Source organism: Rubritalea squalenifaciens DSM 18772, assembly GCF_900141815.1.
Taxonomy (GTDB): Bacteria; Verrucomicrobiota; Verrucomicrobiia; order Verrucomicrobiales; family Akkermansiaceae; genus Rubritalea; species Rubritalea squalenifaciens.
The window spans coordinates 366,677-393,194 of record NZ_FQYR01000005.1 but is presented as its reverse complement, the minus strand read 5'-3'; the positions used below and the strand labels follow the sequence as shown (position 1 = coordinate 393,194).

21 protein-coding genes are annotated in these 26,518 nt (G+C 50.5%); 10 read left to right on the top strand and 11 right to left on the bottom strand.

Translation table 11 applies throughout. From position 1 onward, the window contains the following. Positions 1 to 56: 56 nt before the first annotated feature. Complete coding sequence (locus tag BUB27_RS15000; RefSeq protein WP_143184892.1) at positions 57 to 806, top strand: LamG-like jellyroll fold domain-containing protein; 750 nt, start codon at positions 57 to 59, stop codon at positions 804 to 806. 7 nt (positions 807 to 813) lie between these two features. Here the strand turns inward: BUB27_RS15000 and BUB27_RS14995 are convergent, their stop codons facing one another. The 7 genes from BUB27_RS14995 to rnr all read right to left on the bottom strand — a co-directional run bounded on the left by BUB27_RS14995 (position 814) and on the right by rnr (position 8,654). Continuing rightward, the gene (locus tag BUB27_RS14995) at positions 814 to 1,596 is read right to left on the bottom strand and encodes a GDSL-type esterase/lipase family protein (RefSeq protein WP_143184675.1); all 783 of its coding nucleotides are present in this window, start codon (positions 1,594 to 1,596) and stop codon (positions 814 to 816) included. 117 nt (positions 1,597 to 1,713) lie between these two features. Continuing rightward, positions 1,714 to 2,031 (bottom strand): thioredoxin, encoded by a 318-nt coding sequence (trxA, locus tag BUB27_RS14990; protein WP_143184674.1) that lies wholly within the window; start codon positions 2,029 to 2,031, stop codon positions 1,714 to 1,716. 205 nt (positions 2,032 to 2,236) lie between these two features. After that, the gene (locus tag BUB27_RS14985; RefSeq protein ID WP_143184673.1) at positions 2,237 to 2,986 is read right to left on the bottom strand and encodes a hypothetical protein; all 750 of its coding nucleotides are present in this window, start codon (positions 2,984 to 2,986) and stop codon (positions 2,237 to 2,239) included. 202 nt (positions 2,987 to 3,188) lie between these two features. After that, a complete protein-coding gene (locus BUB27_RS14980; protein ID WP_143184672.1) occupies positions 3,189 to 4,253 on the bottom strand; it encodes a glucose-6-phosphate dehydrogenase assembly protein OpcA in 1,065 nt (354 codons plus the stop codon). Positions 4,254 to 4,271: 18 nt separating this feature from the next. After that, entirely contained in the window at positions 4,272 to 5,804 is a 1,533-nt protein-coding gene (gene zwf, locus BUB27_RS14975) for a glucose-6-phosphate dehydrogenase (RefSeq protein WP_143184671.1), read from the bottom strand. A 189-nt stretch (positions 5,805 to 5,993) separates the two neighbouring features. Beyond that, entirely contained in the window at positions 5,994 to 6,434 is a 441-nt protein-coding gene (locus BUB27_RS14970) for a hypothetical protein (RefSeq protein WP_143184670.1), read from the bottom strand. A 36-nt stretch (positions 6,435 to 6,470) separates the two neighbouring features. Continuing rightward, positions 6,471 to 8,654, bottom strand: coding sequence for a ribonuclease R (gene rnr / locus BUB27_RS14965; RefSeq protein ID WP_159434989.1), 2,184 nt, complete (start codon positions 8,652 to 8,654; stop codon positions 6,471 to 6,473). Between the two features lie 361 nt (positions 8,655 to 9,015). Between rnr and BUB27_RS14960 the strand changes: the two genes are divergently transcribed. From BUB27_RS14960 to hisH, 5 genes are all read left to right on the top strand, one after another. Then, positions 9,016 to 9,627 (top strand): prepilin-type N-terminal cleavage/methylation domain-containing protein, encoded by a 612-nt coding sequence (locus tag BUB27_RS14960; protein ID WP_143184668.1) that lies wholly within the window; start codon positions 9,016 to 9,018, stop codon positions 9,625 to 9,627. 180 nt (positions 9,628 to 9,807) lie between these two features. Next, a complete protein-coding gene (locus BUB27_RS14955; protein ID WP_143184667.1) occupies positions 9,808 to 12,705 on the top strand; it encodes a M16 family metallopeptidase in 2,898 nt (965 codons plus the stop codon). 142 nt (positions 12,706 to 12,847) lie between these two features. After that, the gene (locus BUB27_RS14950) at positions 12,848 to 14,056 is read left to right on the top strand and encodes a PTPDL family protein (RefSeq protein WP_143184666.1); all 1,209 of its coding nucleotides are present in this window, start codon (positions 12,848 to 12,850) and stop codon (positions 14,054 to 14,056) included. Between the two features lie 65 nt (positions 14,057 to 14,121). Continuing rightward, the gene (hisB, locus tag BUB27_RS14945) at positions 14,122 to 14,706 is read left to right on the top strand and encodes an imidazoleglycerol-phosphate dehydratase HisB (RefSeq protein ID WP_143184665.1); all 585 of its coding nucleotides are present in this window, start codon (positions 14,122 to 14,124) and stop codon (positions 14,704 to 14,706) included. Between the two features lie 15 nt (positions 14,707 to 14,721). Continuing rightward, on the top strand, positions 14,722 to 15,339 hold the full coding sequence (gene hisH / locus BUB27_RS14940; RefSeq protein ID WP_143184664.1) for an imidazole glycerol phosphate synthase subunit HisH: 618 nt from the start codon (positions 14,722 to 14,724) through the stop codon (positions 15,337 to 15,339). Positions 15,340 to 15,354: 15 nt separating this feature from the next. Here hisH and BUB27_RS14935 read toward each other — a convergent pair whose 3' ends face one another. Continuing rightward, on the bottom strand, positions 15,355 to 17,175 hold the full coding sequence (locus tag BUB27_RS14935; protein ID WP_143184663.1) for an Hsp70 family protein: 1,821 nt from the start codon (positions 17,173 to 17,175) through the stop codon (positions 15,355 to 15,357). A 192-nt stretch (positions 17,176 to 17,367) separates the two neighbouring features. Between BUB27_RS14935 and BUB27_RS14930 the strand changes: the two genes are divergently transcribed. Both BUB27_RS14930 and BUB27_RS14925 read left to right on the top strand, forming a co-directional pair. Further along, positions 17,368 to 17,844 (top strand): EF-hand domain-containing protein, encoded by a 477-nt coding sequence (locus tag BUB27_RS14930; protein WP_143184662.1) that lies wholly within the window; start codon positions 17,368 to 17,370, stop codon positions 17,842 to 17,844. Between the two features lie 146 nt (positions 17,845 to 17,990). Beyond that, on the top strand, positions 17,991 to 18,287 hold the full coding sequence (locus tag BUB27_RS14925; protein ID WP_143184661.1) for an EF-hand domain-containing protein: 297 nt from the start codon (positions 17,991 to 17,993) through the stop codon (positions 18,285 to 18,287). 73 nt (positions 18,288 to 18,360) lie between these two features. Here BUB27_RS14925 and BUB27_RS14920 read toward each other — a convergent pair whose 3' ends face one another. Continuing rightward, on the bottom strand, positions 18,361 to 21,399 hold the full coding sequence (locus BUB27_RS14920; protein WP_159434988.1) for a choice-of-anchor Q domain-containing protein: 3,039 nt from the start codon (positions 21,397 to 21,399) through the stop codon (positions 18,361 to 18,363). A gap of 485 nt (positions 21,400 to 21,884) precedes the next feature. Here BUB27_RS14920 and BUB27_RS14915 point away from each other — a divergent pair, with 485 nt between their 5' ends. Next, entirely contained in the window at positions 21,885 to 22,274 is a 390-nt protein-coding gene (locus BUB27_RS14915; protein ID WP_143184659.1) for a hypothetical protein, read from the top strand. A 15-nt stretch (positions 22,275 to 22,289) separates the two neighbouring features. Beyond that, complete coding sequence (locus BUB27_RS14910) at positions 22,290 to 23,189, top strand: helix-turn-helix domain-containing protein (protein ID WP_143184658.1); 900 nt, start codon at positions 22,290 to 22,292, stop codon at positions 23,187 to 23,189. Here BUB27_RS14910 and BUB27_RS14905 read toward each other — a convergent pair. Together BUB27_RS14905 and BUB27_RS14900 are read right to left on the bottom strand one after the other, a co-directional pair. Then, positions 23,181 to 23,759 (bottom strand): hypothetical protein, encoded by a 579-nt coding sequence (locus tag BUB27_RS14905; protein WP_143184657.1) that lies wholly within the window; start codon positions 23,757 to 23,759, stop codon positions 23,181 to 23,183. The two genes, BUB27_RS14910 and BUB27_RS14905, sit on opposite strands and share 9 nt — an antisense overlap. A gap of 36 nt (positions 23,760 to 23,795) precedes the next feature. Beyond that, entirely contained in the window at positions 23,796 to 26,483 is a 2,688-nt protein-coding gene (locus BUB27_RS14900) for an MGH1-like glycoside hydrolase domain-containing protein (protein ID WP_143184656.1), read from the bottom strand. Between the last annotated feature and the right edge of the window lie 35 nt (positions 26,484 to 26,518).

Sequence of the window (26,518 nt, the reverse complement as noted above, 5' to 3'; positions counted from 1 at the left end):
ACTCTCTATTGAAGAATAAATACCAACATGTTACATTATTGAGTAGTTTTTTTATTATGCCCTTCTTTCTCAAATACATCTATCCCGCTCTACTGATAAGCACTTCTCAAGCAGCCTTGGTTGCTCATTACGATTTTGCTGACGGAAATCTGCTCGATAACGAAGTAGACGGAAACTACACCCTTAGTGAGTTTTTCGACGGTTCTGGGGCCGTCACGACAAACCCTGACGGCAGCGCACTTTTCCCTGGAAATGATGGAACCAATGAGGCCTATCTTGAGACGCTAGGCCCTGGAGGTTCACCCACCTTCACGGTATCACTCTGGATAAAGACAGATGACTGGACCCAAGGCAGCTTCCAAGGAATTTTCTCCAATAACATTTCTTCAGCCGCAAGCTTCTCATGGCAATTGGACAGCAGCGGTGGTGACATCCGTGTCGCTGGTACAGGTGCCTCTACATCCACCAGTGCAGCAGCTCTGAATACGGACAGCTGGTATCATTTCGTAGTCCGTAAAACCTCTACAGACCTTGAACTCTACATTACCGAGCAAGGCGCGGGTACAGCCAACCTTGCCAGCTCTGTAGCGGGTAGTCCCGGAGGCCTTCAATATTTCCGGCTCGGTGCAAACCGCAACACTGATAGCCTCTTCAGGATGGATATGGCCAATGTCAAAATCTATACTGACGACGACGTGAGCATAGATAGCCTGCTAGCCGAAGGCCCTGAATTAATTCCTGAACCCTCGACATCCCTTTTATTCAGCCTGAGTAGTATTGCCCTGCTCCTCAGACGCAGAAGGTAAGTCCACTCTACTCGGCCTTGTAGAGCCTCTCCAAGACAGGCTCCATAGTCTTGGCCCAGACTTCATAGCCTGCCTGGTTTGGGTGCACGTCATCCCGTCTGAGTTTGTCACCGAAGTGTCCGTTCTGATCCGCGAACTCTGAACTCATGTCCAAAAACGTCCGGTAATCTCGTTCAGGCAATTCAGACAGCAGCTTATTAATCTCCCGAATAGGCTCCAGATGCTTGGGATTCTTCCTGGGCAGGACACTCAAAAGCAGCACCTTGCTGTCAGGTAGCTGGTCGTGTATCGTTTCACAGATCAAATGAATCGCCTCGACAATCTCCTCCGGCGTATTTGCCCTCGCATTCTTCGTACCAGTGAGGTTGTTGGTACCAATCATCAGAACAACGACCTTTGGGTGTATCCCTTCCAGCTCACCATTCTGAATTCTCCATAGGACATTCTGGGTCCGATCCCAGCCAAAGCCCAGATTAATGGCATTGCGTTGGCCGTAATACTGGCTCCAGACCTTATGACCAATGGCGACAGAGGATTTGGGCTCACCACCAAACATATGCGTGACTGAGTCCCCTATGAAAACCAGGTCTACCTTTTGCTTTTTCTTCACCAGCTCAAGCACGGCTTTGTGCCGCTGGTGCCAGTCATAGAAATCATTCTCCAGTTTCTGCTTGGGCTCTATCGCCGAATTCTGGGTGACAGCCACGCCTTCTTCCGCGTGAACTCCCCCAATGGATAAACTCAGTAAAATTGGAATCAAACCGAGCATTTTCGCACAGCTATTTCTCATGACTATTATTACCTTAATTGGACGATCTATCTTACAGATGAACTTCTCTTAGGCTCCTAAAAATAAAATGCCCCAGGGAATCCCTGAGGCATAAAATAAGTCTATTGAACAATCAAACTAGAGGGAGAGAAGCTTCTCCTTGAGAGACTCTTTGGTGACGTTTGCACCAACGATTTGATCCTTCACTTCCCCATCCTTAAAGAACAGGAGGAATGGAATAGAGCGAACACCGTACTTGGCTGCAAGGTCGCGGGCATTATCTACCTCAACCTTACCTACTTTAGCGGCATCACCAACGTCGTTTGCGAGCTCATCAATCACTGGAGCGATCATCTTACATGGACCACACCACTCTGCCCAAAAATCTACCAGAACAGGTTTATCTGACTGGAGTACCTCTGCTTCGAAATTTGCTTCGTTCAATTCAAGTGCCATGATCGGAATATGCCGCGCCTCTCTAAAACGTCAAGAGCCGCCGTGTGCTTTTTTACACTCGGCGGCTCTGATTAAAAATCGGTCTTCGTGACTCCGATTACTTCACGCTTTGGTTGCCAGATGTGATAGCAATGGCAAGTACTCCACCAGCGAGAACTACGAGAATAATTGGTAGTAACATAATCTATAATCCTTTCAGTTAGTTTTACTCGTCGCCAGAGAACAGTGATCCGAATTCACCGTTGTACTTAGAGTCCATCCAGACCTTGGCCTGCTGGAACTGGGCAAAGAGCACGAAAAGTGAAACGAGGAAGGCTGCGACAGCCAAACCTGCTGCTGCATTCCCACCACGACCTGCTGATGACTCTTCATCAACAACTGTCTGGATAGTTGGTGCTTGTGTAGCACTAGGTCCGTCATCTGAAAGCTGCTGAGTCTGCTCAAGCTGGACAGTAGCCTTAGGAAGAGGCTGGCTGGAACCTGGCTTGGAAAGTGGCTGAGTTGCAAGAGGCACAGTCGCTGGGCCTGTAGGAGCAGAACCAGTATTAAGCTTTACGGTTGGAGCTGCTGCAGGCGGCTTAGGTGCACCTACTCCACCACCGAGTGGAATTGTTGGCGCTGGAGCCGGAGGAGCTGCTGGACCATCTTTCTTCGCTTCCGCTGCATCTTCTGCCTTGAGAGTCACACGCATGGTCTCCTGCTTGAGAGGGACGGCGGATGTCACGTCTGGAAGATCTGGGCTCTTTGGCGGTGACGGAGGCTTCGGCGCGGATGGTGCCGGCGGCTTCGGAGGAGTTGGCGCAGCATCTGATGGAGCAGCCGGAGTTGTAGGCTGTGGACCAGTTGCAGATGATGGGCTGGACTTCAAAGTCACTCGTACAGTCTCCTTACGAAGAGGTACTGCGGAAGTCTTCCTCACTGGTTGAGATTTTTCGTCTTTATTTTCTTCGCTCATCCTTCGATGGGTTTCGTTAGGTGTGTAGATTGGCAGGAATGGAATCTTCCCACATAAAAGGTATTAACAATTAACCTTGTCCCTCCCCCTGATGTCAAACCTGCAAACTATTTTTTTCACGGCTGCAGCCTGCCCACTTCTTGACCAGACACCACAACAGCCCGCAGACCATTGATAATCAGAGAGATAATTTAAGACCAGCTTAACTATCAAGCAACTCTAGGAACTGGGGAAGAACTTTGCGGAAGAGGGAATTTTTGCCGCCACGGGACAATTGGTCCGCCACGAGTTCCTCCACCTTTTCGCTATCCGCCGGAGCATGAGCCTCCACACGGTGCCCTTCCACCTCCAGATACTGACTGAGCAGACTGGAGCCCTTTTCCTTGCTGACCTTGACATGAACTCCAGGAGACAAGATCTCCAGTTCACCCACTTGGGCTGAATGCTCATCCAGCATCAAGCATGCATCAAGCAGTTCTCCATTGGACTTCTCAAAACGGAAGCTGTTCGCACATCCATCACTGACCAAATCCTTGGAAAGTTTCCAGCCAGCCTGCACGGCCAGCCAGGCAAGCAACTGAAGACCTGAGGCCTGATTGTCAGGGTGGCAGGTAATTTTGACCTTCTGGATAGCCAGAAGCGTGTCCTGTAAAACAGGATCATCATACAAAGCTGCGACGGCGAGACGGAAATGGTAGGTACGCGTCCAGGATAGATCCTGTACCACCAGCGGGCTATCCTTCATAGCAGCTTGAATCATGCCAAACTGCTGTTGAGGGTCCTCCCACTGAGAACTGTCGACTACGAGGCGGTCAATCAGACTATAGAGCCTCTCATTGAAGCGCTCGGAGAGCTCGCCCTGCCACCAGAACACCAATGGCAGATCACTATTCAGGTGTGAAAATACGGTATTTCGCAGACGACCGATCGCCTTGCCAGTCAAATGAAAAGCCAGCTGCTCACAGCAGATGGACTTACGGCCGTGCGCCAGATGGCAATGTGCCGTGATCCAAGCACGGATGGAAGTATCTGCCGCCTTGCGATCAATCCCGATCAGGATGGCCCTGCAGGCATGCTCGCGAGTAATCTCGCGAACGATATCAGAATTCGCAGCCAGCGCGTTCGCATCCTCAGAATAAACCGCAAAGTTAATCAGAGACGCATTCGTACGCGCATCATCAGCTTCCCAGAGCTTTCTCAACTCCTTGTCAATGGAGCCGATGGATACCTCCATGCCCAAGTCAGCTGTATTTAGAGTATCTGCCATAGTGATCGTCTATCCGCGTTAGAGTCTTCTCCAGGTGTGACCTGATTTCTCCAGAAGTTCATCTGCCGCCTTCGGCCCCCAGCTACCAGCTGTGTACTCCGCCATTTCGGGCGCATTGCTGGATTCGTGCCAGGCACGCTCGATGTGGTCGATAAATTTCCAAGCTTCCTCCACCTCGTCACGACGAGCAAAGAGGGTCGCATCACCAGCCATCGCATCAAGCAGCAAGCGCTCGTAGGCTTCTGGACTGCCTTTGCCAAAGCTTGTTGAATAATGGAAATCCATTTTCACCGGCTCCAAGCGGAGACTTGCCCCCGGCAGTTTAGATACCATACGGAGGGAAATACCCTCGTCTGGCTGAATACGTATCACCAGCACGTTACCACCGGTAGCGGCACCAGGGATGGCATTGAAAAGTACATTCGGTGGAGACTTGAAGTGTATGGAGATCTCCGTGGCCTTCTTCGGAAGACGTTTACCCATTCTCACGTAGAATGGCACACCACTCCAACGCCAAGTATCAATCATCACGCGCAGGGCCACATAGGCCTCGGTCATAGACTCAGGGTCCACGCGATCTTCCTCACGATAACCAACCACAGACTTGCCGTCCACATGCCCCGCAGCATATTGGCCGCGAACCACATTTTCATTCACGAGTTCAGGCGTATCCCACTGTCTCATGGAACGCAGGACCTTTACTTTTTCATCGCGAACACCGTCGGCACTCAGGTCTGTCGGCGGCTCCATGGCCACTAGGCTGAGAAGCTGCAAGAGGTGGTTCTGAATCATATCACGCAGGGCTCCAGCCTTGTCATAGTAGCCACCACGGCCACCCTCCATACCAAGGTGCTCGGCACAGGTAATCTGGATCTGGTCAATGTGCTGATTGTTCCAGAGTGGTTCAAAAATGGAATTAGCAAAGCGCAGCACCATGATGTTCTGGGCTGTCTCTTTACCGAGATAGTGGTCGATACGGTAGGTATCTTTCTCCTCAAAGGTGTGATTTACCACCTGATTGAGATGTTGGGCTGATGGCAGGTCTGTACCAAATGGCTTCTCCACGATCACACGCGCCCAGCAGCCGTCAGCGGCTTGGTTCAAGCCCGCAGCCTTGAGATTCTCAAGAATCTCGTCAAAGAATTCAGGGGCACTTGCAATGTAAAAGAGGCGGTTACCTTTACCACCACGATCACGATCAATTTCATCCAGTCTCTCGGCCAGACGCTTGTAGCCATCCAAATCAGTAAATTCACTCTGATGGTAGTGCACGGTCTGCTCGAAGTCTGCCCAGATCGCTTCATCGTGCCCATTGCGGGAAACTTCACGATTGAGTTCTGCAAGTCCCTCACGGAATACAGCATCACTCTTATCACGGCGCGCGAAACCAATAATCTTCACACCTGGAGGCAATTCTCCGTCCACAGCTAGATTGTAAAGCGCAGGCACGAGCTTGCGGTGCGTAAGGTCGCCAGTAGCTCCAAAAATAACTACGGAACATGCCTCCGCTCTGGAACGGGATACAAGGTCTTCTCTGAAAGGATTGCTCATTGCTGCGGACACCATTGCCTAACGCTCCCAACTAGCCAAGTGGGAACTATGCCTTTTCACCTAGTTTTTTTTGTCATCGTACAAAACACGCACACGCTCTATATATTTAACACAGCGTGGCCCACTTTGCACCTAGATAGACATGGTTTCCAAGCTATACCAATTTCTGCAGATCCGTGTCTTTTTGGCCTAATCGACACGCAAGCCTAGCAATGCAAACAAGGGCTCCATGCTAGATTCCTTGGCTTCAAACTCCTCCATGGCAGCCACCAAGATTTGCATGGCCTCCCGATCATCCGCCACACGGCGCCCCAGTTGATCCTTTGCGTACAAGAGCCTATCCATGACTTTGATGTATTCAGCACGGTTTCTCTGCCTGAGCTCTGCAGTCACTTCATCCAGGTCTTCTGCCTGTTCAGCTATCTGTAGCAGATCATCTCCAATCTTGGTGATTTCCACCGCAGCCTCACCAGCCGACTCAGCATCTTTTACCGAACTCAAAGCCTCCGCCATGTCGACGTACTTTGCCAGAATCTGATCGGCTAGCTGAGTAGGCTGCACCTTGCTCCCACAGGCGGTGAGCATGAGGAAAGCCGCCAACAAACTTATCTGTCTCAATATCTGCTTCATACTTCTCCTAGCATAAACGCTACAAAGGACATCCCCTTAGACAACAATTTTGAAGTCAACCAACTGCTGCTCGATGTCCACCCGGGAGATCTGCACAGGCACCTTTTGACCAATAGCCAATTCCTTCCCCTTACCTCCTGAGTAGCGCATGGCATGCATTTCCAGCCTCCAATCGCCACGAGGGAAATCCATCACTTTTACGAGCCCTTTCACTTGCATGTCGAGAATCTCTACGAAAAGCCCCATACGTACCACATCCGTGATGATCCCCTCAAAGACCGGAGGATTGCTCTCACGGGTGAGATTCAGCAAATACTCCATCATCTTCATCTTCTTGGATTCATTCTCCGCTTCGGCACTCTTACGCTCTGTATCCGATATGTGCTGAGCCACGTCTTCCAGGATGGCCATTTTCGGCACCCTATCCGGCTTCTCCGGCCTGTTGACAAGAACCCCTTGCAAGGCCCGGTGTACTATCAAGTCAGCATACCTGCGGATAGGACTGGTGAAGTGACAATAGTCCATTTTAGCCAAACCATAATGCCCCAGACTCTCTGTACCGTATGCCGCCCTCTTCAGGCTTTTTAGCAAACCCAATTTGATCGACTGCTCCAAAGGACTACCTTTGGCTGCTTTCAGCAATTCCTGGACATGCTTCTTATTGGTTAAATCCCCGGCCCGGAAACCATGAATACGCGCCAGTTCAGCAAACTCATAAAGCCTGTCAGCATCCGGATCTTCATGCACCCGGAAAATAGCATTCCTACGCTGCATCTTCAGCTCCACGGCCACCGCCTCGTTCGCTGCCAGCATGAACTCTTCAATCATCTGGTGACTCTCGTCATAATCCACTTTTCGGATACCAACGGGCTTCTTGGTGGTCTCATCGAGCACCACCCTAACCTCTGGCATGTCGAGATCCAGTGAGCCATGATCAAAGCGGCGTTTACGCAGGACCGCCGCTAGCTTCCAAGCCTCGCGGAGGCTAGCGCCTATTTTGCCGCCATCCTCTCGCCCCTGCATCATCTCCTGGGCCTCTTCGTAGGAGAGCTTGGCCTTACTGTGAATGACCGCATCACAAAAGCGCGCTTTGATACGCTTGCCAGATTGATCAAAGCGCATCACGGCACATTTCGTCAATCGATCCACTTCCGGGCGCAAACTGCACATATTATTGGAGAGTTTCTCCGGCAGCATGGGAATCACCCGGTCCACGAGATAGGTGCTATTCCCGCGCTTCTCCGCTTCCAGGTCCAATGCCGACCCCGGCTTCACATAGTGAGACACATCAGCAATGTGCACGGCCAGCTCCCAGCCATCCTTCAAAGGCCTGACAACCACGGCATCATCATGATCCTTCGCGTCACCTGGGTCGATAGTCACGATCAGCTCCTTTCTCCAATCCTCACGGCGAGCAATTTCATCCTCGGGCAACACTTCAGGGACCGATGCCGCCTCTTTCTGGACAGCATCCGGGAAATCAGTCTGAAGTCCGTGTTTGTGAATGACGGAAATGATGTCGACACCGGGATCATCGGGCCAACCAAGCACTTTGGTCACCCGCCCCACAGGCATGGCATCACGGTTAGACCAGTCCAGCATCTCCACGGCGACTACTTGACCACTTTTGGCAGCGGTAGGTTCACTTAACTCAACGGTACCAGGAAGATTCTCGCTCTCCGGTTGCACAAACTTGAACTTACGTTTCTCCAGATAAGTGCCGATGAAGATCGGATTCCGCCGCTCCAAGATTTTCACCACTCGACCACTGGCTTCATCGCGGTACTCGTCCTCCGAGACCTTAGGCTTCGGGGCTCCCTTGCCTTTTTTACCCTTCACATGCTTCCCTCCGCGACGTCGGTTAACATGCTGCACCCACTCCGGCGGGCCTGTACGCTCCACTTTGACCTCCACACGATCATCATCCATCGCCACTCCCGTATGTCGCGGAGAGACTTTGACCCGATCGTTCTTATCCATCTCAAAACCACTATCGATGTTGCCTTGATTGCGCTTATCCAAGTAGACCCAGGCAAATCCTTTAGGATGAAACTTCAGTGTACCCACTAAATGAGATTTCCTGTTTTTACGCAGCTCAAAACGGGCTTTCTTACCCATGCTAATCTCCCCCTCGCTCTCCAGCTTACGTAGCACACTGCGCATCTTCGAGCGTTCATCACTGGGAATCTGTAACTTTCTTGCCAATTCTGACTTATTCATCGGCTGATAGTTCTTGGATTGCATCAGCTTGATAATACGACTCCTCAGTTTCTCCATATCCCCATGCTGACTCGTCTAACGAGTCTCGGCAATAGAAGTTTTCACATTGCCACCAGGTATTGAGCGTGATACATTTATTGTATGCACAATGTCACCTCAACAGGGGTATTTTCCCTGAAAGTGAGATTGCAGCCTGAGAAATTTCCTGCCATTCATACTGCCTAATCCCAATCAAGCAGCTCTCAATCAAGATCAGACAAGTCACTTTCAGCCTTGCCTGAGAAAGATTAAAAGCTCATCAAATACATAAACCTACAACCATCATACCGTAAGAGCACCGACTTACGGTCTTCTAGAAAACATGAAAAATCCAATCCATCCACGTAGCCGCAAGGGATTCACACTTGTCGAGCTTCTCGTCGTTATTGCCATCATTGCCGCATTGGCAGCTATTTCCATTCCTGGTGTGAACGCAATTATGAGAAACGCCAGAGTCACCGAAGGTCAAAAGATGGCTAAAGACCTCGTATTCTCGATTGAGAGTTTTGAGAAAGATTACGATTACCTTCCTTACCCAGCCAACGAATCAGCCCCAGATAGCGACACCAAGTATGTCCTCAACCTTGGCGGCGACTTGCTCAATGTTCTCGTCGGTGGTGAAGACGAGGTAAACACCAAGAGCACTGCCTATTTTAACGTCAGACAAACTGACAAAAAGACCAACGGCCTTGAATACAGCGGCGACAAACCTGTCGCGCTCTGGGATCCATTTGGCAGCCCATTCGAAGTCCTGATCGACTATGATTATGACAAAGAGCTGAGCCCAATGGAAATCCATCAGAAAATCAGCAAAGACAGAAACGGTGCTAACCTTACGATCCGTGGAGAAAGCGCCATCGCCGCCTCTCCAGGTGCCAACGAAGACTGGAACTACTCTGACTGGAACGAAAACCACGCGATCACTACTTGGTAACGTACCAGTTATCCGAATTTACTTTATCCACAAAAGCACGTGCTTCCATGCACGTGCTTTTTTATTTCAGGCTGAATGGACTGAATAATGTTCACTCTTCGCTCTCTTTTAGATAAAACCGCAGGTGATTATCGCTAGCATCGTAACTGTTCACGCCAATAAAACCAATTTTAGCATTCTATGAATAAATCTACACCCTTGATCGCCGCTCTGGGCATCGCCACCGTTGGCGGCCTGGTTCTGGCCAAGAAAGAGACGAGCCAAGCCAATACTGAGCTCCTCGAATCGGCCAAGACCGATGACAGCCGGGCCGAAGGCAAAGCCCGCAAATGGGCTCATGACATGTCGGACATCAAGCAGGATGAGAAAGTCGTCTACGGCACCCTCCCTAACGGCATGCGCTATGTCATCCAGAGAAACCAGCTACCTCCAGGCCGCGTCAGCATGCGCCTCCACGTAGATGCAGGTTCCTTGAACGAAGCCGAGGATCAGCGTGGAGTTGCCCACTTCCTCGAGCACATGGTCTTCAACGGCACCAAGAACTTCCCAGATGCAACCAAACTCATTCCGCAGATGCAGCGCCTGGGAATCGCCTTTGGTGCCCACGCCAATGCCTACACCTCCTTTGACGAGACTGTCTACATGCTCGATCTTCCTAACAACGAGAAATCTACCTTGGATCTCGCCTACGGCGTGATGGGAGACTTCGCTGACGGCGCCCTCCTGACCAATCAGGAAATCGATGAAGAGCGCGGCGTGATCGCTTCAGAAAAAACGTCTCGTGACTCAATCGGCCTGCGCATGATGGAGAAGCAATTCAGTGAGCTTCTCCCGAAATCTCTGTTAGCCAAACGTTTTCCTATCGGCACCGATGAGGTAATTGCCAATGCGCCTCGTGAACGCTTTGTGGATTTCTACACACGCTTCTACACCCCTGAAAAGATGACCTTCATCCTCGTGGGTGACATCGATGTAGCCGCCGCAGAGCAGCGCATCACAGACATCTTTGGCGGCATCAAGAACCCAGAGAAACCAGGACCTAAGCCATCACTGGGCGACCTTTCCACAAAGAAAGGGTTTCAGACCGCAGTATTTACAGACAAGGAACTGACCAGTACGGATGTCTCCCTTCTCCGTATCTCCAAGCATGACTACAAGGTGGATACCAAGGAGAAAAGAGCCGGCAACCTGCCCCTCTCAGTGGCTAACTCCATCATCTCTCGCCGCTTCAGCAAGATTGCCAAGGAAGAGAACTCACCTATCGTCTCTGGCTCAGCTTCCCGCAGCGTGCTCTTCAGAGAACTTGAGCTTGGCTCCATTGAGGTAACGGCCGCCAATGACGACTGGCAGAAAGCTTTGCCAGTTCTGGAGAACGAATTCCGCAAGGCCAACGAGTTCGGCTTCACCCAGTCAGAAATCGACGAAGTGGTCGCAAACTTGATCAATTCCTACGAGCGACAGGTTGAGACAGCCCCTACCCGCAAATCACCAGCCATCGCATCTTCCCTGGCACAGCACGTTCACGGTGATTATGTCTACTCCACCCCTGAAACAGACCTTGATATCCTCAAGGAAAACCTCAAGGGGGTGACCAAGGAATCCGTTCACAAGGCATTCAAAGACTTCTGGAGCACCGATGACGTCACTCTGGTATTTTCCGGCAAGTCCGCGCCCGAGAACGCCGAAAACCTTCTCAAGGAAACCTACGCTAAAGCCAAGGAAAACAAAGTGGATGCCCCTGAGGAAAAAGAGCTGGGCGAATTCGCCTACAGTAGTTTTGGCAAGGCTGGCACCATCAAAGAATCCAAGCATGTTGAAGACTTGGATCTTTACCAACTCACTCTCTCCAATGGAGTGAAGGTCAACTACAAGAAGACCGACTTTGACAAACACAGCATCAGCATGATCGCTCGCTTTGGTAATGGTAAGCTCGGTATGCCAAAAGATAAACCAGGTCTGGACACTCTCGCTGGCTCTATCTTCACCGCAGGCGGGCTCGGCAAGCACAGCTCGGAAGATCTGAAGACTCTCCTGGCAGGCAAGGATTGCGGCGTAGGATTCGGTATCGACGATGACTCCTTCACCTTGGGCGGTAGCACGACACCAGACGACCTAGAGCTACAGCTTCAGCTTTTGGCAGCTTATCTTACGGATCCAGGGTTCCGCCCGGAAGCTGAACGTCAGTTCAAAGCGGTACTTCCACAGATCTATGCCCAGCTCCAGCACACTCAGGCAGGCCCTATGGCCAAGATGAACAGCTGGCTCCACGGTGAAGACGGCCGTTTCGTCTTCCCTGAGATGGAACAAGCCAAAGCCCTAACCACTGAGGACGTGAAAAACTGGATTACCCCAGAACTCAACAACTCTCCTCTCGAAATTTCGATCGTCGGGGACTTTGATGTGACCACTCTAGAGAAAGCCCTCTGCTCTACCCTGGGAGCTCTTCCTGAGCGCAAGGGCGGCAAGGAACTTACTGCTGATGCAAACGTGATCACCCCTCCAGAAACACCTGCGGAGAAAGAGTTTAACTTTGACAGCACACTGGACACAGGTGTTTCCATCGTTCTCTGGAAAGCTGACGATGCCACTGACCGCGACATCAAAAAAGTTCGCCGCGCTGGCATCCTCTCGGAAATTTTGTCTGATAGACTACGTGTAACTCTTCGCGAAAAACTAGGCGAAGCCTACAGCCCGAGTGCTCAGGCAGATCTTTCCACCACATTCAAGAATGTGGGTATCGTGCTCGCCTACAGCCCAGGCAAGCCAGTCAACAGCAAGAAAGTCACTGACGTGATTGTTGAGCTCGGGGCTGAATTTGCTGAGAAGGGAGCCACACAGGACGAACTGGAAAGAGCCTTGAAGCCACGCCTTTCCATGCTCGCCAAGACACTTCGCCAGAATTCCTATTGGCTGGGCTCCGTGATGGATCAGTCACAGCAGTACCCTGACAAACTGGAGTGGGCCCGCAGCCGTGACAATGATTACCAAAACATTAAGCTGGAGGAGATTAACTCTTTGGCCAAGAAATTCCTGACTAAAGACAGAGTCATGAGGGTGAAAATCGCCCCAAAAAACTAATATAGCCTCCACCAAAATTCACCCCTAACTAATTACTGGCCAGCAGCTTGAACTGCTGGCCAGTATTAGCTTTACACACCTGCTTAGGAATGTTGCTCTTTGATGATAAACCCTTACTTTCATCAACAAAGTAAAACCTAGCATGAAAAAATCCATCACCACACTTGCTGTCCTTGCCAGCACCTCTCTGATCAGCTCGATGCATGCTGATGTGTTCGTCCTTAAAGACGGCACCAAACTTGAAGCAGATATCATTTCTGAGAAAAGTGACTCATACGTACTCAGTGTCGAAGTCGTCAAGGGCATCAGAGACGAAAGGACCGTCAAGAAAAGCGATATCAGTGATATCATCCAGTCCGACCCTTCTATCCAAGATTTTGAAGAGCTTAAGAAGCTGACCCCGACCCCAGATCTGGTCGAAGCAGACGATTATCAGCGAGTGCTAGATAACATCGTCAACCCTTTCATCGAGAAATACCCTAAGTCAAAGCTTCTGCCAAAAGCCCAAGAAATTAAAGCGGAGCTGGAGACTGAAATGAAAGCCATCGCTGAAGGCGGCATCAAAATGAATGGTAAAATCATCAGCCCCGCTGAGAGGCAGATGGATCTCTATAACATTGATGCCAGCATCAAGTACGAGCAAATGAACCGCCTCGCCAAGTCCCGAGCTTTCAGCTCAGCGATGAGAGAGTTCGAGACCCTGGAAAAGCAATACAGGCACACCAAAGCTTTCGAGAAAGCACTAGACCTCGCCGCCTCCATGCTTCCAGCCTACAAGGCTCAGCTCGAGCAAATGATCAGTAATGCTGACGATGCAGTCAAACAGCGCGACATCGCTCTCGAGCGCATGGATCATAGTGATCGACTTCGTACTGAGCGCATGTTTGCCGCAGAGGAGGACAAGTACCAAAAAGCCATGGCCGAGGCCAAGGCCAGCGAGACACGCTGGATTCCTGTGAACCGCTATCACAAGAAAGAAATGGAATCCGCGCGTAGAGTCCTCGTCCGGGAGATCGGCCGCATTTCCGAACTTCGCAGTGAAGAGACAAAGGACGCAGGTGCCGCATTCCATGCTGTCATGACTCACTTGGATAAGAACGAACTCGAGCTTGCCAAGGACAGCTTTAAGGACTTTAAAAGAGCTCGTCCTCCGAAGGATTACCAGCTCATCCTCGTCGAGAAGCTCAAATCTGCCGAAGAAACCATGAGGCAGCTCGAAGAGGAGAAAAGGCGTGAAGCTGAAGAAGAGGCTCGTAAAGCCGAGGAGGAAGCACGCAAAGCCGCCGAGGAAGCAGCCAAGGCTGCTGAAAAGGGCGGCAAAAAAGAAGGGAAAGGCAAAGACAAGAAATAGTCTCTCCTTTCTCGCTCACCACTAACCACCAGCCGGAATCAACCGGCTGGTAAAAACAACACATCATGCGCAAAGCATCCCAACAGCGAGACACAGCAGAGACCAAGATTAAGCTCAGCCTTAATCTAGATGGCACAGGAGAATCTAAGATCGAAACTGGTATTCCTTTCTTCGATCACATGCTTACTCTCTTCTCTCGCCACAGTCTGATTGATTTGGATGTTTATGTGGATGGAGACGTCGAGGTGGATTTCCACCACACGGTAGAAGACACAGGCATCGTACTTGGTGAGTGCATCAAGGCTGCCCTTGGAGACAAAAAAGGTATCCGCCGTTATGGCCATGCCTACTTGCCAATGGACGAAACCCTGAGCCGAGTCGTGATCGATCTCTCCAACCGCCCACATCTGGAATTTCGTTTCCCTGAGAACACACCAGACGCACAAAACTTCCCCTTCTCTCTAGTAGAGGAATTCTTCCGTGCAGTGTCCTGTAACCTGCGTGCCAATATTCACGCCGAGGTTCTCTATGGCCGTGATGGACACCATATCGCTGAGTCTCTGTTCAAAGGATTGGCTCGCTCACTGCGTGACGCGGCTGAAAACGACCCTCGCGTGACAGGCATCCCGTCCACCAAAGAAGTTCTCTAGCCTCCCAGAGCTGACATGAAAATCGGTATCATCGATTACGGAGCAGGCAATCTCCAGAGCGTACTCAATGCCTTTCATGCGCTTGAGGCAGACGCCGTTCTCATCACCAGTCCAGAGGAACTAACAGATATCACCCATCTGGTGCTTCCCGGACAAGGAGAGTTTGGTGACTGCGCGCGCAAGCTTGAAGCCTCAGGTATGACCGGATCTATCAAGGACTGGATCACTGCGGACAAGCCCTTTCTTGGCATCTGTGTGGGCTATCAGCTCCTCTTTGAAGGTAGTGATGAATCTCCAGAGACCCCTGGATTAGGTATCTTTAAAGGCCAGAACGTACGCTTTGAGCAGGAGCCTGGACTTAAGATTCCTCACATGGGCTGGAACGCTGTCAAACCCACTCATCCGGATCACCCGATGTGGAACGGCCTCGATCAGCTTCCCTACTTTTATTACGTGCATTCCTACTTTCCCAAGGCAGAAGAAAAGGAATGGATCGCCTGTACAACAGAATACGGCTCCCAGATTTTTGATGGAGCAGTGGCCCGCGGCAAACTGATCGCGACCCAGTTCCACCCTGAGAAGTCCCAGCACGCAGGCCTTCAACTTCTGAAAAACTTCCTAGCCTTGGGCTAGGGAGCTTTTCCCTTTTTATTCGCCGAGTTTGCGCATCAGCGCTTCCTCCATGGCTTTCTCCACCAAGACGGCCGCCATGTGCTCTGTCGCCTTGTCCAGGCGCTGCACCGCAGCCTTTAGAGGATTCGGCTCCCCCCCTTCTAGCGCAGCTCTCACGGCAGCTTCAGCTGAACGGATTTCTTCCAGTTCGGCTGGTTCCATGACATCCTGTACTTGTGCCAGCCCCATTTCTACGGCGGGCAATAGTTCCTCGGCCTTCAGTCTGGCTTCGGTAAAAATACGCTCTGCCATATCCTCAAAGGCATAATCCACACTCTCACTGACCATCTTTTCCACGTCTGAGTCATCCACATCGACGGCAGCACTATTGATCTCGAGGACGGTATCTTTGCCGGTACTCACGTCCCTAGCAAGTACCTCAAGGATTCCGTTTTCATCGATGGAAAACTGCACACCAACGCGCGCTTGACCTTTGGGAGCAGGATCAAAGGACACATCAACACTACCAAGTTCCCAGTTATCCCGAGCCATCTCACGCTCGCCTTGAAGCACGCGGACACGCATCATCTCTTGATTGGCTATGGCATTGGTAAACATCTCACCAGCCTTACACGGGATGGTTGTATTTCGCGGTATCAGGACATTCATCAGCCCACCGAAGGTTTCGATTCCCAGGCTGAGTGGCGTCACATCCAAGAGAACCATGTCTCTCAGAGCTCCGCTCATGACTCCCCCCTGAATCACTGCACCGATCGCCACCGCCTCGTCTGGATGCTGACTTGAATCTGGCTCTCGCCTGAAAACACGTCCCACTAAATCTCTCACAGCAGGAATACGCGTAGAACCACCAACCAGAACGACAGCATTCAGATCTCCCTCAACATCTTTAATGCCCGCGTCGGCAAGTACTCTCCTACATAGCCCCTCTGTCTTTGCGATTACAGGTCTCATCACTCGCTCCAGTGTGTCCCTGGTAATCTCCAAATTCACATGAAAGTTTTCCCTGAAAAATGGAATGCTGAGTCCCACCCTGTCAGCCTCAGTAAGCTTTTCTTTCACAAGCTTCGCTTCATCTAACAATCGCTGTCTCTCTTGATTAGCGAGATTATCAAAACTTTCACCCGTATCTAACTGACTCCAGCACCACTGAGCCAGAGCTTCATCAATATCATCCCCACCAAGACGGGTATCACCTGCAGTAGCCAGGACTTGAAACACACCTTCATGCAACTCGAGCACAGAGATATCAAAGGTGCCACCTCCCAGGTCATAAACTGCTACACGGCTTTTCTCACCCAATTTGTCCAAGCCATAGGCTAAGGCTGCAGCAGTTGGCTCACTGACGATTCGCATCACCTCAAGCCCAGCTAATTCACCGGCTTGCTTGGTAGCATTCCGCTGTGCATCATTGAAGTAGGCAGGCACGGTAATCACCGCCTTGCTGACGCTTCTCTCCAATTGCGTTTCAGCTACCTGCTTGAGATGCTTCAAGATCTCTGCACTGATTTGCACAGCTGTATAGTCACCACCATTGAGCTCAAAAGCGGGCACACCGTCTTGTTGCTCCTTAAATGGTACACAGAAGTCTTCATCTGCCACCTCTGCATACCTTCTCCCCATGAAGCGCTTGATGCTTGTCGCCACCTGAGCGCCAGCGCCACGCCTATGTAGAGCAGATTTACCCACCTCGACATCACCATCTTGTCCTACCCAAACTGCGCTGGGTACGATGCGTGAACCATCCTCTCCTGCCAGCAAAATAGGAAATCCGCTCTCTACTACACCCACGGCAGAGTTTGTCGTACCCAGGTCAATTCCGATGATGTCATCAGCCATGCCCCTAGCTAGCCACTGACTATGAGGATATCAAAGAAGAAATTGGATTCCTCCTGATTTACTCTCAGTAAGAGCCTTCATCCAATCTTCATGTTCAGCGAAATAATGCACTTTTTTTGCAGCATCCCGCAACTGGCAGAATCTTGCGGGGTTTTATAAGTACTCCACCCGGAGAAACAACCAACCAACAATATGAAAAAATCTATACTGCTTATCACAGCCGCAGCTGCCTGCCTGCCAATGCTTTCCAACGCTGAAGACGGAAAGAAAAAAGAGCGCAAGCACAGAGATATCCCTGAAGCCATCCTCAAAAAGTTCGACAAAGATGGTGACGGAAAACTCAACGAAGAAGAGCGCAATGCCCTCAAGGCCGAGCGTGAAGAAAGGCACAAAGCCATGCTTGAGAAGTACGATACCGACAAAGACGGTAAACTCAGCAAAGAAGAGCGTGAGGCCGCCATGAAAGCGTGGCGCCAAAAGGTCCTTACCGAGTTCGACGCTGATGGCGACGGAAAGCTCAGCGATGAGGAAGCTAAAACAGCTCGCACCACACTCCGTGAACGCGGTGAGCACGCACCATTCATGCGCCGCGACCGTCATCGCGACCACGACAGAAAAAGACGTGGAGGCGATAAGCCACGCGGTGGAGACAAACCAAAAGATCTCTAATATTAACTCGATGAGAGAGTAATTCGCCTGCCAGACGATGAGCTTTCAAACCCGAGTGTAATAAATTCCCGAGAAACGCCATTCTTTCTCGGGAATTTCCCTATTTTTTGGGGACCTATACCAGGTCTTCAAAATCCTAGACCAAAATGAAAACAGCAACAAAAGTCATTGCTCTTGTAGCAATCCTCGCAGTACCGGCTTTTGCCGATGGTGACCAAAACGAAAAGGACACCAAACCAGACAAGTGCAAGTTCGATACCAATGGTGACGGCAAGGTTTGTAAGAAAGAGTTCAAGGCTGCCATGCAAGCCTGCATCAAAAAACACGATGCTGACGGCGATGGCAAGTTAAGCAAGGAAGAGAAGAAGGCCGCCAAACAGGCCGGCGACCTTCCTTCAAAGCCGAAACACGGCGGGAAGAAAACGAAGAACGATAAGCAGTAATTCTTCTCACATTTCCTCAGATAAATCTATCCCTCAGCATGATTCTTGCTGAGGGATTTTTTGCTACTAAGCATCAAGGAAGCTGCTCGATCTTAAGCTCCCAGAAGTATTTGTCGGAACTGAGATCCCCATCAATGACCGTGATCGTCTTGGCTTCGGAATCCACAGTCGCCGTGACATCTGCACCGCCTGGAATGACTTCTAGACCAGTGTCCATATCCAGGCTGTAGCGTGAGGTAAAGCTCATCAGGTCGGAGTCGTTACGCTCAATGACGTACTTGATATCAGTAACATCTGGTTCGTACGCAAAGGTCAGTTTCATTTTGTAACCGCCCCCACCATCCGGAATCAGCTCGGCGGAGAGTACTGAACCTGACTCTACTGCTGTTGGAGATAGCCCAGTGGCATACTCTACACCATTTGCATTCGTATCGTCTTCTGCATTACCGCTAAAGGCATCATCCTCTCCTACAGGAATAGTTTCCAGCGACCAGAGTGTGTACCCTGTCCGGTGTCCGTTCTCGTAAGCTCCCAGATCCGGTGCACTACCGACCACACGTTCATAGCCTCTCTGGTCATGTTCCGGGGTATCATCAGATTCGTTTCCTGCATCAATCGCAGGCGATCCGGCGGCCAAATAAATGGTTTGCGTGGCTCCACCATGATTTCCGAGGCTACCCATGAGCGGATCTACTTTGGAAATCATGGTTCCCACCAAAGGACCCGCTGGGAACAAGCTTTCTGCGGTCGTATTGTCACCTACCAAATTGGGTGCAGACGTATCAATCAGTGCCGAGCCCCCTCCATCAACATATTGGATATCTGAGAACAAAGGGGCTACATTGGCTCCGATAATACAGTGATCAAAACTTAGCTTATCCAGAGCAGTTCCTTTCTTCTCCACGTAGAGACCCGCACCAGCATCAGCATTGTTGCTAACTACCGTCAAATGCCTGCAGACAAGTTCACCGATTGTCTCTCTGATTGCGATGGCACCTCCACTTCCGGCAGCGGCAGAATTCCCAGTAAAGGTACTGCTCACTAATGACGTCTTTTGCGGAATGTAGCTCAGAACATTGGAGTAGTAGACCGCACCGCCATAGCTCCCACTGGTCCCTGTTGCTGTATTGTTAGAAAAGAGACATCCCTCCAGATAAAAGGGAGCGACCAGAGAATAAATGGCTCCTCCTCGTGCCTCTCCCGTGATCGAAGCCGTATTCCCACTGAAGGTGGATTCCAGGATCAGCAGGTCCGCATAATTCGCGTAAATAGCTCCACCTCCTATAAGCGAACAGGTATTTTGGTCAAAGACACATGAGTCAATCACCGCGGAACTCCCCGAGGTAAAGCTGAGCGCCCCACCTGAACCTGTTAAGTTAGTATTGCTACCAAAGGTACTGTCAGCAGCTGTAAACTTCGCTCCACCACCGCAAGAAACCGCTCCCGCATTCGCTTGAGTCAGCTCCAGCGAGATTAAGGCCAGGGTAGTATCCGCACTGACTTGGGAGGCGGTGAAGATCCGGCTGTTGTTATCTCCATCGATCGTGATGCCATTGGACATGGCAGAGGCATCAATCACAATCTCAAGATCCTGCGTACTTATGAGCCCATTGGTGAGCTGGATTGTACTTCCATTGACGCCAGCACTGAAAACGATTCTCGTTCCAGGCGTACTGACCGCATTGATACATTCCCGCAAAGAGTTGCCGGCGCCAATTCCCAGTCCACCATCGTTCTCATCATCACTGGTACTCACGACCAGCACAGGACCACCTTCCACAGCCCCTAGATCTAACAAAGTATTCGTCACTCGTGCATATCCACGTTGATCATTAACCAATGACGTGGAACCTCCAGCTTGTAGGAGCGGGCTTCCGGCTAGTGGATGAACACTCATCGTAGACCCACCATAATAGCCCAGTGGCGACAGCTCCGGATCTAGCGAAGAAAACTCAGTACCAACTAAGTCACCATTGCCATTGGGGGCTCCATCAGGAAATTCAGTTTCTACACCGAGGTTTGAACCAACAAAGTTCACTTCACTGCGGTTGATTGTTCCGCTGTTCTTATGAAGATCAGTACTCCCATCAGCTTCATTATCAGCAAAAACACTGTTAGAAGTATTGAGTGTACAGTTCATATTCACGAAGATGCCACCGCCATTCCCTCCAGTCTTATTCCTAACAACTGTTGAGCTTTCAATATTCATCGACGCCTCATCATCCAAGACAATGGCCCCGCCTCCACCAGCGGCACGATTGCCAACCAGACAAGTATTTTTCACTGCGGACGTGAAGCTTCCAAAAAGATATAAGGCTCCCCCTGCGGTGTTGGCCTTATTGTATGCAAAACAACTTTGCTCAATGGTCAGGCTCCCGACGTTTTGACTAATCGCCCCACCAAAACCGGACTCGTTATCCAAAAACATGCATTCTGTAAGTGTGATCGTGGAGTTTCCGCCTGAGTGGATCGCTCCACCCACATTGTTCGCAGAGTTTCCCCTAAGAACTGTCTGATTCAATGTAGTGACAGCTCCTCCATCAGCACTATAGATAGCACCGCCTCTGCCGCCCTGCGCTTCATTGCAGCTCAATTCGCAGTTGTTCATGACCAGAGTTGAGGATGAATTGTAGATAGCACCTCCATTGACGGTAGTCGTGTGATTGCTCAGACGGCAATCAGTGAAGGTGACAATCGCTCCACCACTAATGATGAATGCGCCACCACTGGCTGTATTCGAAGCTCCAGTGAACGACAGGCCCTCAATATTTACGGTGTTCGCACCACTGATGGCAAACTGGTCATTCCCCTGCACGACAATCAAACCATTCGTCAGGTTACTGGCATCGATCGTCAGGTTCTTATTGATGGTGATATCACCATTGACCAGAAAGATGGTCGCTCCATTCAGACTGATATCAAAATCTACGGTACCGCTTGCAGCTGTCTCCTGGATAGCTTCCCGTAGTGACACTCCGCCGACAGCGGAGGTGTTGTCCTCATCGGCACTCACCGTTACGGTGATGCCATAAAGAGGTGAAATGGCAGCGAAAAACACTGCTATTACGGCGGTAGCAAGACCCGCCGTAAGACGAAGGGGGGGATTTTTCATAGCGTAGCAGTATCGCTTAAAAGGGGGGTCTTGGTCAAGTTTACAATGGTCTATCTCACGACCAATCAGAGTGATACTGAGTCTCATTAATAAATCACATACATTGTATCATAATGTTTTATACGTTTTCTTATTGAGACCCCCATATACAAGTGTTAGTCTCTTACTATGTCGGCTACTAAAACAGATAATAAGACCTGCGCATCTTGCGCCTTTTGGGATTCCGCAAATGGTTCCGAGGGCAGCTGTAGACGCAATTCCCCGCAGACAGTTGTCTTTGAAATCAGCTCTGAAAAGAAAATCACGACGGTGTTCCCAGTGACCTCTTCTCAAGATTGGTGCGGTGAACACCAGGAAAAGTAATCTTACCCATTTCTACTCAAAACCTTGCGGTCACTTGCTTCCGCAAGGTTTTTTCACGCCTAGACACAGGAATCTCAAAAAAATCACTTGCTATTGAGACCCGTTCTCATTAATTGAGTCCTGTGAGCACTACTCAACAGACCAAAGCATGCACCTGTATCGACCGACTGATCGCCAAGGTTCCAGCTCAAGCGGATGCCCTTTTAGATATCCGTTTGGCGATGACGGGCCACGGCGAGCCCGGGCAATGTGTCGCTGCGTACTTCAAGCTCACCAAGACGCTCTCAGGCTGGCACCGCCAAGATCTGGAGGAATTACGTTCCTTGCTGGAAAATCGGATCCAGATTGAAATTGTCGTCGAAGAATCAAATCACCGCAGCAGGTCATGTCTGTCACTGGGCAACAACCACGACCTGTCACTCTATTGCGAGGAAAAGATGAAGATGGCAGCCCTACAGAACAAGCAGTCCAATCGCATCTTCATGGGCTTTTGCTGGGCCGAGAGAGTTTAACGGCCCCTTGCATTCATGTCAGGAACTTCCAGACGTCTCTATGGTGAACTAGAGCGCGATGGTGTGACGCTTGTCCAGCATACAACTGGCAGACGCCTCGTCGACTATATCAGCACAGATGCGCTCCATATTGTCCTGAATCTAGAAGGTCAGGCCATCATTTTTGGCCAGTCACTGCGCTTGAGTCTGACAGCAGGCACGATGACGGTTTTTCACCGTTCTACAGACGGAATGTTCTCTGCGTCACGTCTCCAGCCCGATGAGAATCACCATTACCTGATACTGAGTGCTAAAACATCATGGATTCAGCAAACTTTCGGCTCTAAACGGGAGGCACTGCACCCGAATTTAGTTCAGATACTCAATAGCGGCAAAGCCTCTACGACTAGCCTGAGTCAGGTAAGATCGATGTCACTGGCGGAGCGAGAACTTGCTGAGGAGCTGGTCTCCCCCCCTGTTCAGACCGCTGCGGCACCCTTTTGGTACATGGCAAAAGTCATTGAGATCTTTACGCTTCATCTGTTCACGCCTCAAACACTGGCTAGTGATAGCCTGCCTTTCTGTAGCAGCATCAAAAAGACCCAGAAAGAACGTATCGAGAAATGCATCGCCTGGCTCAAGGACCACCTAGACGAACCACTTGACCTCAAATCGCTCGCCCAGAGCATAGGCTGCGCGACTCATTATCTCAGCAGGCAATTCTCCAGCAGTACAGGCATGACCTTGAAACAAAAGCTCAGGCAACTGCGCATAGACAAGGCCACTAACTTACTCAGGGATGGTGACTATAACGTGACTGAAGCTGCCATGGAAGTAGGCTACAATTCGCTCTCCCACTTCACAAAGGCTTTCATTGAGGAAAAGGGACAAAAGCCCTCAGACATTATCGCTGAACATCGCCAAAATCTAGCTTAACAGACGCTGACACGCCTCGACACTCGGATTTCTCTCAGCTTCTACGCGGTAGTAGGACCTGAGCAATTCAGTTTCGATACCTAGATGGGATCTCACTTCTGCCAGCGTCAGATGGAGCAGCGGGCGATAATCCACTTCTTCCAACGGAACACTATTACTCACCATACCCAGATGCATGGCATCTTTATAGACACGCTGAGCCGCTGACGGGAATCGATAGGCTTTGGGATACCAATGGCCGGCCACGTAGCCGAAAAGCTTCGCGGCCATCGTGCTCATCTCATGGGAAGACCCCATGGTAAATCCGATCGTAAAGGCTTCATCAATGAGCGTCGTGCCCCTACCAAGCACCAGATGAATACAGTCATGTTGGAAGAGACTCACACGGCCCTTGAACATGCTGAATGGGGGAAAATCAAAAGAGGGATTCTCCATGATTTTAACGATCCAAGGAACCTCATCTGAGGTGTTTCCAATCTCCAGCAAGGTATCCAAGGCCGACTGGAGAGTCATCTCTCCAGCCGACAAGGGAATCAGAAACTGCTGCAAGCCTGGATGATACGTGGGCATGTGAAAACATACCACATTCTTGCTCCTAGCTCCACTTTAGAGAGGTGTCTGATGAAGCCGTTTAGCACGATCACACATCAGCGGCACAACCAGAGACGTCCAACCAGTCTGATGTGAGGCCCCTAGACCTATTCCACTCTCTCCATGGAAATACTCATAGAAATAAACAAGATCCTGCCATTCCCCGCCTTGCTTGTAGAGATCAAGACCGCCGAAACACGGTCTCTTGCCATCCTCATCAGGCAGGAATAGACCAACCAAGCGGTCAGTCAATGCATCCGCCACCTGATTGAGAGTAAGGAGATCTCCCGATCCTTTCGGAAACTCCACTTTAAATGCATCTCCATAGTAACATTGGTACTGCCTCAGAGCACTGATCACCATGTAGTTCACAGGGAACCATACCGGCCCTCGCCAGTTTGAGTTTCCTCCAAACATGTAGCCATCACTTTCACCGGGAACATAACTAACAGAATGTTTCTCCCCCCCCCAGAAGATGCTGTAAGGGTGCTTTCCATGATACTTGGAAAGTGACCTCAAACCATGATCGCTGAGGAACTCCTCAGGATCTAGCATACGATCTAACATCGCCTCAAATCTCTCGCGTGTTGGCAGCGCCAGCAATCTCTCAGCAGCATGACTACGTTCCTTATCACAGTAGCTAGCATACTCAGCCAGATCACTCTGGTTCTCCATAAACCAATTCAATCGCTTCTCGAAACCAGGCAGTTTCTTCACCTCTTCGAGATCAAGAACCGCCACACCAGTTAGAGGAAGAAGACCGACCATGGAGCGCACTTTGAGAGGCTCCTTGTCACCAGACTTCAGCATCAGATGGTCGTAGTAGAAGCAATCTTCATCATCCCAGAGACCATCACCACCTTCCTCATTGGCAGCCCTGGCGATGCGCACAAAATGCTCGAAAAACTTGGAAGCCATATCTTCGTACACCGGTCTGGTCTTGGCCAGTTCCAGTGTCATGACCAGCATCTTGGCACAGAAGGCCCCCATCCAGGCTGTACCATCCGCCTGAATTAATCGTGCCCCATCACCCAGCTCCTGAGAACGGTCAAAGACACCAATGTTATCAAGCCCCAAGAATCCTCCGGAGAACAAATGAACCCCATCAACATCTTTCTGGTTCACCCACCAGGTGAAATTCAAGAACAGCTTCTGTACTGCCTTCTCCAGAAATTCCAAATCCGGCTGCCCCATGTCTTGGAGAATCTGATAGGTCTGCCAAACAGCCCAAGCATGCACAGGTGGATTCACATCAGAAAAGTTCCACTCATAAGCAGGGATCTGTCCGTTCGGGTGAAGATACCACTCACGCATGAAGAGCAACAATTGCTTCTTGGCAAAGTGAGGATCGACTCTCGCAAACGCCACCATGTGGAAAGCACTGTCCCAAGAAGCAAACCAGGGATATTCCCACTTGTCAGGCATAGAGAGCACATCGCGTGCGAAGAGATGCTCCCAATCCTTGTTTCTACCATTCATCCGGTAGGGTGAGGCATTCTCAGCGCCATTATCACCAGTTCTCCACTCATCTACGATGTAGTAGTAGAACTGTTTGGACCAGAGCAGGCCAGCATAGCCCTGTATCGCAACTCTTCTTTCCTCTTTAGTTAGATTTTCAGGAAGAATTTCATCATAAAACTCCACTTCCTCCTTAGCACGAAGTTTGAGTACCTTATCAAAATCTTTGAAGCCCTGCCCCTTATCCTCTTCAACACCGATTAGTCGACACTGAACCTCTTTGGTTTCACCTGCAGGCACTTTCAGAGTCACCCAGGCAGCTACTTTGGTTCCCTTTTTCTCGGGGTTTACTGCATCCTCTTTACCGCGGATCAAGTATTCGTGAAACCCATCTTTCGTGTAAGGTGTCTTGCTGGCTCCGCCATAGAGGCGGCTCATGTTCGTTTCATTCTCAGTGAAAAGCCAATCCTGAAATCCCTCAACCTTTGAGTTCAGGTAGAAATGGAATTTACCAATCTCCGGATGATCCACAATGACCTTGTCTCCATCGAGATACATCTCCGGCTTGCCCCACTCTCCTTCAAAATGATCACCACTCCATCCCCAGGAATTACGGAACCAGACACTCGGCAGAATATGAATTTCTTCATCATGGTCACTGCGGTTCGTCACGCGCATCGTCCAGCACATGTCTTGTGGCCCCGCCTTGGCCACTATCGTTTCAACATCCCAGTATTCACCTTCGTCAAACACCCCTGTATCAATCAAACCGTACTCAGGTTCTTTGGCTGAACGTGAAGCGTTCTCCTCTACGATCTTACTGTAGGGGAAGCGCTCCATCGGGTACTTGTAGAGAGCCCGACTGTATGAGTGCGTCGGCGTATTATTCAGATAGTAATAACACTCTTTGACATCCTCACCGTGGTTCCCCTGAGGACCGCTCAAGCCAAAGAGGCGCTCTTTGAGAATCGGGTCCTTACCATTCCAGACGATCGGAGCAAAGTTGATGCGTTGCTTTCGGTCAGACCACCCTAACAAGCCATCTTCTCCCCAGCGATAAGTACGAGACCTCGCATGGTCATGAGTGAAATGATGCCAGACATCACCGGAATCGGAGTAGTCCTCGCGTACCGTACCCCACTGGCGCTCGGCTAGGTAAGGCCCCCAACGCTTCCAGTTTTTGGATCGTTTGCCGTCCTCGACCAATCGTTTGCGCTCAGCGCTGATAGTACCTGTCTCTTTCATTCGCTTAACCCATAGCAAACAATCCGGATATTGTC